The organism is Bremerella alba, from assembly GCF_013618625.1.
Taxonomy (GTDB): Bacteria; Planctomycetota; Planctomycetia; order Pirellulales; family Pirellulaceae; genus Bremerella; species Bremerella alba.
Genome location: NZ_JABRWO010000012.1, coordinates 262,571 through 271,231 on the forward strand (window position 1 = coordinate 262,571; position 8,661 = coordinate 271,231).

Below are 8,661 nucleotides of genomic sequence, written 5' to 3' on the forward strand. Positions count from 1 at the left end.
ACTAATCGCTATTACCGTATTTTTGCTGCCTGGCTCGAAGTGCTTGTTCACCACCATCCAAAACATCTAATACGGATGGTGCAATCCTGCTTGATTGACAACCAAAGAAACCTCGCTCAACAATTTGACCCGACTTGCCATCGGAATCGGCATGAACAATTAGATCGGAGTCCGTTAAAACGACCAAGTTTGCATTGTGCGAAGTCGTAACAAACTGTTGACCGTTCTTCTTCTTAAGTAGATCAGGTGCAATAGTATCCGCGATATACCGGTTATCGAGATTGTCTTCCGGCTGATCAATAACGAGCGGCCCTTTGGTGTTTCTCAGCAGCAATGGGAAGACGGCGGTACAGCGCTGCCCAGCGGACAGGTTCTGAATGGGTACAAATCCAGCAGCGCCAACCTGCATTCTGATTTCAACATCGTCATCATCGAAGATCTTCAAGAACTCAACGAATTTCGCATCCCACATCAAGTCCTTTACGGCCCATCGTTCTTCCTCGATTTTTAAGTCGCGAAAATCAGCAAAGAGGCTACGCAGCTTTTCGTACGGCTCAGCACCGCCATACTCGTTGACTAAACCCATGATCCCGCTTGCCTCTTCGCGGTACGTATTCATAAACGAATCACGCCGAGCATGATTAGCGGATCGAAGAAAAGACATCTCAATTGAATCGACTTCGGTATTTATTTGAGCAATGTTGGCAATTCTTATGTCGCAGATTTTCTTGCGTGACTTGCAAATGTTGTCACAGAAATCATGAAGTTCAAGCGCCAGAGCTTGTACTTCGTCTCTGAGGGCACGGGCGATATCTTCTTCTTCTGGGAGTCCTTTTGTTTCCTCGATAATCAGAATTTGACGAGAGAGTATTTCGCGTTCCTCCGTAGGAAGTTCGTTTGTACGCGGCTCATACTCGTTTTCCCTAAACTTGGCAAAAGCTTTTATAACCTCGTCTATTTGCGTTTGAATAATATCCGAGGAGTCTTGGGAAAGAGTCGAAATCTTATCACTGATTCCGTCAATCTCTGATTTCAGATGCTTGCGACATTCGGACGAACGATTGATAGGTTCCGTTATGTCTGCTGGCATCGCGGCCACTTCGGTTGGATCGTTTTGGAGAAAACGAAAAGCCGAATCGACTTGTTTTTTAGTGCGATTTCCCGCTCGAATTAATTGAGTCTTTAACGACTTGAGTTCCTCTTGGATGCTCAAATACTGTTCGTACTTATTCTGGAGCTGTAGCAACTCACCTTCTTCCAGTTTCTGAAGAGTCCGACGTTTTCGCTGAAGTCCCCATAGAGACTTTAGTGATTCGTCCAGGCGTTTTATCTTCCGCTGGAATGTAGGTAAGAGGTCTCGAGCATTTTCAATGTTTGACTCGATCGTGGAGTACAATAATTTGATCTCGTCCTCGCCTTGAATTCGGTCAAGAAGCTTAATACGAGCGGAAGGACGATCAGCCACCGCCTCGATCTCATGCCATCCCAAAATCGAGACATCAAAGTCGATGCCCTCCCGTATCTGTACTTCTCTTGCTGTGCCATCTTGCTCAGTGATTTTAATACGATCCTTGCTCTCCATTTTTCGCGTCAGCAAATGTTGAGTGCCATCGGATTTCTTAACGAGGCATTCGACGTACCCCGCTGGTCCTAGAATGTGATTTAGGTGCTTGTCGACTGTTTCCTGACGCTCAGATGGAACATCGGTGTTCAACACGAAACGTAAACACTCGAGTACCGAAGTCTTACCTGAACCTTTGCACCCGATCAGACAGTTGATGCCAGGGCTAAACTCGATCCAAGACTCTTTGATAAAGCTGCCCTCAACATGCAATCCAATCACTTGGCTATGCTTAAAGTCTGGAGCTTCTAGCCGAACTCGATGGCGAAACGACAATGATGCTTTAAGCTCTTCGAAACTCGGCGTTTCCATTTGCACCCAGGTAGAGCGTTGACGCTCTATCAAATGTTCGTGGCTGTGAGCATCACTTGAACGCACGCAAATCGCTTTAGGAATTTGCTTTCCACTCTTTGTTGTTCTACGACCATCGAAGAATTCGGCCGTAGCGGTAGAACGAACCTCTAAAGCTGTAAATACTCCCGACTCTACAAAATCCAGAAAAGCATCATCCTCATAGATATCGTCTACACTACGAGACTTTTCAGGTGCCTTCGCCTGGTGGAGATGCGCGGCAATAAAAAGAGCTCCTTCGCCAATAAAGAATTTCCCCAAATCCTCAATACTTGAGTGAAAACCCGAAGGATAATTCTCCCCCTTGTAAGTGAACTTGTCCTTTGCCTTATGCAATAGATAAGCCCAATCTGACTTTGGATCGGCAACAACGATGCAATGAAAGTAATGATCTTTCGATACCTTTTTGTCCAAAGCATCGACAAAGACATTTATCTCCGCCCCTGGCAGAAGAACTGTGTTTTTACAGAACTTCTGAAGACTTTGAAGCTGTTCCTTAGTAGGGAATTCCTGGTGTCTCAAAACAACAGCTAAGCCAATACCTTCATCGTTAAGAGCTTTGCCCATCACTTGAACAGAGTCGTCGCCCTTGTATTCGTAATCATCAAGACCGGGATAGTGCACGTGAAAGTCCGTCCGGACAAAATTGCCACCAGATGAGACAGACTTTTCCGCTAGCTGCTTTTTAAAACCTTCAAGCATCAGTTGCTCGCAATTCGTATCGATGTGCGCGGGAGTATCTGTGGCGATAAGAATACGCCTAGATAGCTCTGACCTTGACTAAGTGACATAAATCATGACACTTCAATCATTGAGAGCTGTGATAATAAACCGAGCTATTCGTAACCGCTACCCAGGGGGGCAGTTACGATAAGAAGTATAAGTCGGGGTAACAGGATTTGAACCTGCGACCTTTTGACCCCCAGTCAAACGCGCTACCAGGCTGCGCTATACCCCGTGTTTTCCCTGTGGTTGTGTCGGTGAGACACCATCGATAGGCGCCGGTTCGCTTTAGGGAAGCCGGCACCTGGGTGGGAAATTACCAATATGCCAACTCTGGGCCGGGGAAACAAGGCCTGATGTGGCTTCGCGGTGGGGGCTTATGGCTGTTTCTGCTGACAAGTGGGCTGGAATGTTGCGTTAGGGGGCCGAATTCCGAGAATCACGGATTTCCCAGGTCTTCGGATTCAGCATCGGCACCACGTCGAACTTGTCGAGCGTGGCCGCGATATCGATATCGTTTTCTTGCCCCAGACGCAGCACGTTGCGGCCTCCGCGGCTTTGTTTCAGACGGTCGGCCAGCGTGGTGGTGGTCAGCTCGGTCTTGGATTCCAGCCAGGCATCGGCGGCGATCTGGGCCTGATCGTTAAGCTGCATCGGCTCGGTGGCGTCGGTGGAAAGATGGTCGACGATGGCTCCGGCCAGTAGGACGTCTTCCCGCGTGATCTCTCCTGCGGTGCCGGCACACACAACGAAGATGTGCGGGCAATCGGCCAGCTTGTTGCAAACCGCCGTTAGGTTCACGAACCCGGCGATATAGATTTCAGCTGCCGTGCGACAGGCCTGCATGGCCTTGGTGCCGTTGGTGGTGGTGAAAAGAATTTTCTTGCCACCAACCACGCTCTCGGGGTACTCTGCCGGAGAGTTCCCCAGATCGAAGCCGTCGATCTTTTGACCGCCGCGTTCACCGCCCATTAAAGCGGAAGGATTTTTGGTTCCCTCCCCTTTTGCCTCGTCAATGGTTAACAAAGGAACGACACAATCGGCTTGATGGGCGATGGCATGCGTAATGGTGGTGGTCGCCCGCAGCACGTCGATCACTACGGCCGCCCCGCCTGAGAGATCGGTTTCGCCTATCAGGGCCGGCAAGAGAAAGACATCGATTCGCTTGGTTTTCAAGATTAACTCCCAGGGACTCGGCAATTTTCTTTCGGCGGCGACGAATCTATGATTAGAACAACAACACACCAACCACTAAATTATGACCTGAAAGGGTTGACTGAGGAATGACGGAGAACAACAACACCCACTCGATCATTGTGGGTTACATTGCCTGGGCGTTCGGTATGTTCGGAGCCCATCGCTTCTATTACGGCAAGCCTGTTACCGGCGTGATCTGGATGCTGACGCTGGGGGTTCTGTTTATCGGCTGGATCATCGACCTGTTCCTAATCCCTTCCATGGATGCCGAGTGCAACCAACGCTTCAAGGCTGGGCCGATCGATTACACGGCCGCTTGGCTGTTGACGGTGTTCCTGGGCTATCTGGGCATCCATCGCTTCTACATGGGGAAGTGGATCAGCGGCATCATTTGGCTGCTCACGGCCGGTGTGTTCGGCATCGGCTGGATCTACGACTGCCTGACGATCAACCAGCAAGTCGATGAAATCAACCGCGAACTGGCAAACGTTTAGTTACCGGCCGGTAGGCGTGGCTTGGTAGAACGCAAAGAACAGATGGCCTAGAAATTCATCTCTAGGCCACATGCGGTTCATGCTGCCGAGTAAATAAGAATGGCTGCCTGGCGATTGGGCTACGCTCTTGCATTAGCCGCTTGTCGGCGTTGCCGACCCAGAGACACGATAGAGCCACTGACTCTAAGGTTGAAGCCGAAGCCTTCCGGGCGAAACTACTTCGCCAGTTCTTGAATCTTAGCAGGGCTGCTCGGGTCGAGTTCGAAGGTTACTGGGTAGTGGTAGCCGTCGGCTTTCTCAGGGAACAGTTTCTGCCAGGCACGCACGACGGTATAGGCCGCGACCTTCGTAAGATAACCGAGCCCTTCGGTGTTTTGCGAAAGCGTTTGATAGCCTAGTTTGTGTCGCAGAAAACGGTTCGCGCGGAACAACTTGATGCGACGGCGAGCCTTCGGCGTGAGGTGTTCGGTCGTTAGCGAAACGTTCAGCCCTTCGATGTTACTCACGCGATGCGGTGTGTTCTGCGGCCAGGTAATCATTTGGCCCGGCTGCAAGTCGACGACCATGGCTTCGTTGTCGAACTCGGGGTTGTAGTCGAGTTCTTCATTGCACACGCCGCAAATGACATCTTCAATCTTCTTTTGCGTGACGTAGCGCTCGTTACGCGGCGGATAGGCAAACACGCGTTTCACACCACGCAGGTGCCACAGCATGTTGCAGGGGATGTCCAAGTGGTAATAAACGAGCGCCCGGGGCGAACTGACCAGCAAGTTGGCCGAACGCTGCAAAGCATGAAAGCCGGTGGCCTTGGCTTCGACTTCGTTATAGACGTCGTCGATCAGCTTGCGGAAGTCTTCGTGATGTTGAGCCATGTTGCGGACGTTCAGCCACAAGCGGCCGGCCTTGGTGGCTTCCAGCAGCTGCTCGCCGGAAAGCTTCGAGGCATCCCCTTCTTGCCACTGGTTCGACTTCTCGTCGGTGCCCATCGTGTGGACATTCAAGTAATCGCGCGGATGAGTGTCCAGAATGCGAACAAGTTGTTCGTCGGTGAATAGCCCGCTATCTAGCAGATGATGCGGGACGGTCAGCGGGGTTTCTTCCAACTGCTGATTCGTAAAATTGCAGTCGACCAGGTTCGTTGCGACCATTTTCGGGGACTCTCGCGCAATACATTGAGGAAATGCGTGTTAACCGTTTATTTAGGAAGTCTAGGTGCTGCCCACGCCGTAAGCCTGCCCGAGCTAACTTCTTTCCCCAAACCACCCTAAACGATCGCTGGCCCGATTGATTTATTCCTTCTAACCGTTACCAATGGAATAACCGTCGCCGGCGCGGCTGATTGCCACCGTGCGGGGGATGCGTTATTCTGTCGGCAAGTCAGACCGTTCGTCGAATGCGGACTATCTGGCCGTTGCTTTTGCCCGTAACGACACCTAATGAAAATAAGTTGAGGATCCCAACTATGGCTTACACACTTCCCGCACTGCCGTACGCCTACGATGCCCTGGAACCGCACATCGACGCCAAAACGATGGAAATCCATCACACAAAGCATCACAACGCCTACATCACCAAGGTGAATGCTGCGATCGAAGGGACCGATCTCGAAGGGAAGTCGATTGAGGAACTCGTCACCGACATCAATTCGGTGCCTGAAAACATCCGCGGAGCCGTTCGCAACAATGGTGGCGGTCATGCCAACCACACCCTATTCTGGACCGTCATGAAGCCAGGCGGCGGTGGTACGCCTTCGGGCGATCTGGCCTCGGCCATCGACAGTGAACTAGGCGGCTTCGACAAGTTCAAGGAAGACTTCAGCAACGCCGCTGCTACGCGTTTCGGTTCCGGCTGGGCTTGGCTGGTTGTCTCCGGTGGTAAGCTCGAAGTGATGAGCACCCCGAACCAAGACTCGCCCCTGATGGAAGGCAAGACCCCGATCCTGGGTCTCGACGTCTGGGAACACGCTTACTACTTGAACTACCAGAACAAGCGTCCCGACTACATCTCGGCGTTCTTCAACGTCATCAACTGGGACGAAGTCGCCACGCGTTACGCCGCTGCCAAGGGTTAATTATCGCAGGGTGCCACGGCTGGCTCGTCCAGCCGTGCGAACCTGATACCAGCTTCCCAAACCCTCTCCCTTTGAAAGGGGAGACGGGACGGTAGTTGATAGCATCGCATTCAATGCAGGCCTGATCCGCCGTTGGGATCAGGCCTTTTTTCGTGTCGTGTCGTATTTCTTTGGGGGAATGCCATTGACCCCGCTTCGGCCCGTTATTACGATTCGCCACCGATTTCCAGGGCCCTCGTCAAACTGGGTTGGGGATTCTGAAAATTCGTATCGGAATGATTGAAGGCCAATCCTTTAACTTCCGATCTCAAACTAATGGTAGGGTTATCGGGATCTGCGTCGAAGCGTTCCAAGTGAATGCCGTCCGACGCCATCACCGACACCAAAATTGAAACATAACCGAATGAGCTGGCCAGCGAAGAAGGATTCTCTCGCTACCATCTCGTGCACATCCGAAGGCAAGGACGCCATGCGAATGCACACCAAGCACTGGTCGCTACTGTTCGCCGTAGCCGTTTCCGTCACTTCCGTCGCCGCGACGGGATGCAAGTCGATGCCCGGCTATAACTACATGGCCAGTTTGGGTGCTCCTCAAAAAGCACCGTCTGCTTCTTCGGAAGCTCCGAAGTACGCTGCGGCACCTTCTTCGACATCGACTCCGGTACCGTCATCTTCGCAGTTGGCCGGTCGTCAGTCGGTCACACCAAACTATCTGGCCGGGGCAACTCCTTCGGCCAGCCCTTATGCCTACCAGCAGCAACATGCGGCTCAGGCAGGTCAAGCAGGTCAAGCAGCTCAAGCTTCGCAGGCAGCGATGCAGCCGCAACGCGGTTTCTACGCTGCGTCGCCTGGCGGATCGGCTCAAGCCGCCGCCGCAACGCCGCAAGCTGGTTTCGGTGCTTACAACCCATCGGCTCAGGGTGGTGGTTACGGAACTTCGCCGGCAGCCTACACGGCCAACGCCAATACCACGTCCAGCTACAGCGGCACAGCTCCGGCTGGTTACTCGACTCCACCAGCTTCGTACACGAAGCCCCAAGGCAGCTCGCAGTATAGCGGTGGTTCCTCGTACACCGGTGGCCAGACTTCCAGCTACAGTGGTGCCTCGACACCAAGCCCAAGCGGCTACCCTAGCACCTCCGGCCCCGGCACCCCGAACCAGGGCACGCCGAGCTACCCATCGACGTCCGCACCAACCGGCAGTTACCCGTCGACTGCGACTCCTCAGTCGAACTACCCATCGACCAATAACTCGCAGTCCAGCTCGTCGTATCCTTCGACGAGCAGCTACTCGAGCACGTCGGCCCCGAACCCGAACAATTACCAGGCCATGAGCAGCCCGGCCTATCAAACGGCTTCGACCACCTCAGCCGCCGGTGCCAGTTCCGGTTCCGGCTCGCACTACCGCCCAGGCGGCACGGCCGACTACAGCGGAAGCTCCAGCAACACCAGCGGAACGACTTCCCGCTACGGTAGCACCGAATCGAGCTACCCAACCACGTCGACCTACACTCGCTAAGACATCGCGAGCACAACCGAACAACAACCACGGGGGGGAGCATGCTGGTTTGCTCCCCCTTTTTTTATGCGCTGTGCGAAGAACCTATTCTTGATCGGTAGGGCCTCACGCGAACGCGGATCGCATGCCTGATACCCGCTTCACGCCCCGCGCACTCGAATCTAAAAAAAATTTTCATTTGAGCACTATACATATGCTACACCAGGCTGATATATCTAAATCATGCCCAGGGGACGCTTCCCCGGCACCGTGCCTATTTTCTTTTTAGGCATACGAAAAACAGTACCCAGTTCGCTGCTAGACAAGCAGCAAAACGTAGGGCCCGCGTGCCGCGGGTCGCGAAGTGGGTACCCGGAATCCGACCCGCGACACGCGGGCCCTACCAACCCAACACCACACAAGAGCACCATTATGTCCCATCACCACGAAAAACCTGAAAAACACGAACCGGGCGCCTCCGCGCACGGTTCGCAGGTTGCCGTGATCGATGGCAACCGACTCCTCTGCCCCTGCTGCGGCGAAGTCCTGGCACTACTGGCCGACGAGCCTCCGAAAGAACCTCCCGAGGAGCCACCCTTCGAGAACCCCATGCATCGGGCCGAGTACGGCAACGATCCCTTGGGCCGCCCGCAAGGGGCAACCTTGAGCGCGATCATTCGAAGACAAGAAGCCCAGGAAGCCGGCG

General features: G+C 53.3%; 7 protein-coding genes and 1 tRNA gene. 4 read left to right on the top strand and 4 right to left on the bottom strand.

Annotation, left to right across the window (positions count from 1 at the left end):
* Position 1: 1 nt before the first annotated feature.
* The 3 genes from HOV93_RS20745 to HOV93_RS20755 all read right to left on the bottom strand — a co-directional run bounded on the left by HOV93_RS20745 (position 2) and on the right by HOV93_RS20755 (position 3,871).
* Positions 2-2,674, bottom strand: a complete 2,673-nt coding sequence (locus tag HOV93_RS20745; RefSeq protein WP_207398451.1) for an AAA family ATPase — start codon at positions 2,672-2,674, stop codon at positions 2-4.
* 182 nt (positions 2,675-2,856) lie between these two features.
* A tRNA-Pro gene (locus HOV93_RS20750) sits at positions 2,857-2,930 on the bottom strand.
* Positions 2,931-3,112: 182 nt separating this feature from the next.
* The gene (locus tag HOV93_RS20755) at positions 3,113-3,871 is read right to left on the bottom strand and encodes a 2-phosphosulfolactate phosphatase (protein ID WP_235990731.1); all 759 of its coding nucleotides are present in this window, start codon (positions 3,869-3,871) and stop codon (positions 3,113-3,115) included.
* A gap of 107 nt (positions 3,872-3,978) precedes the next feature.
* On the opposite strand from HOV93_RS20755, the gene HOV93_RS20760 reads away from it, so the two are divergent.
* Positions 3,979-4,386, top strand: coding sequence for an NINE protein (locus HOV93_RS20760; RefSeq protein WP_207398453.1), 408 nt, complete (start codon positions 3,979-3,981; stop codon positions 4,384-4,386).
* A gap of 215 nt (positions 4,387-4,601) precedes the next feature.
* On the opposite strand, the gene HOV93_RS20765 is transcribed toward HOV93_RS20760, so the two are convergent.
* On the bottom strand, positions 4,602-5,534 hold the full coding sequence (locus HOV93_RS20765) for a cupin-like domain-containing protein (protein ID WP_207398454.1): 933 nt from the start codon (positions 5,532-5,534) through the stop codon (positions 4,602-4,604).
* A 314-nt stretch (positions 5,535-5,848) separates the two neighbouring features.
* Here HOV93_RS20765 and HOV93_RS20770 point away from each other — a divergent pair, with 314 nt between their 5' ends.
* The 3 genes from HOV93_RS20770 to HOV93_RS20780 form a co-directional block, all read left to right on the top strand.
* Positions 5,849-6,457 carry a superoxide dismutase gene (locus HOV93_RS20770; RefSeq protein ID WP_207398455.1) on the top strand — a complete coding sequence of 203 codons (609 nt, stop codon included), beginning with the start codon at positions 5,849-5,851 and terminating at the stop codon, positions 6,455-6,457.
* A 403-nt stretch (positions 6,458-6,860) separates the two neighbouring features.
* Complete coding sequence (locus tag HOV93_RS20775) at positions 6,861-7,976, top strand: hypothetical protein (RefSeq protein ID WP_207398456.1); 1,116 nt, start codon at positions 6,861-6,863, stop codon at positions 7,974-7,976.
* A gap of 411 nt (positions 7,977-8,387) precedes the next feature.
* A partial coding sequence (locus HOV93_RS20780; RefSeq protein WP_207398457.1) for a hypothetical protein occupies positions 8,388-8,661 on the top strand: 274 nt, incomplete at its 3' end.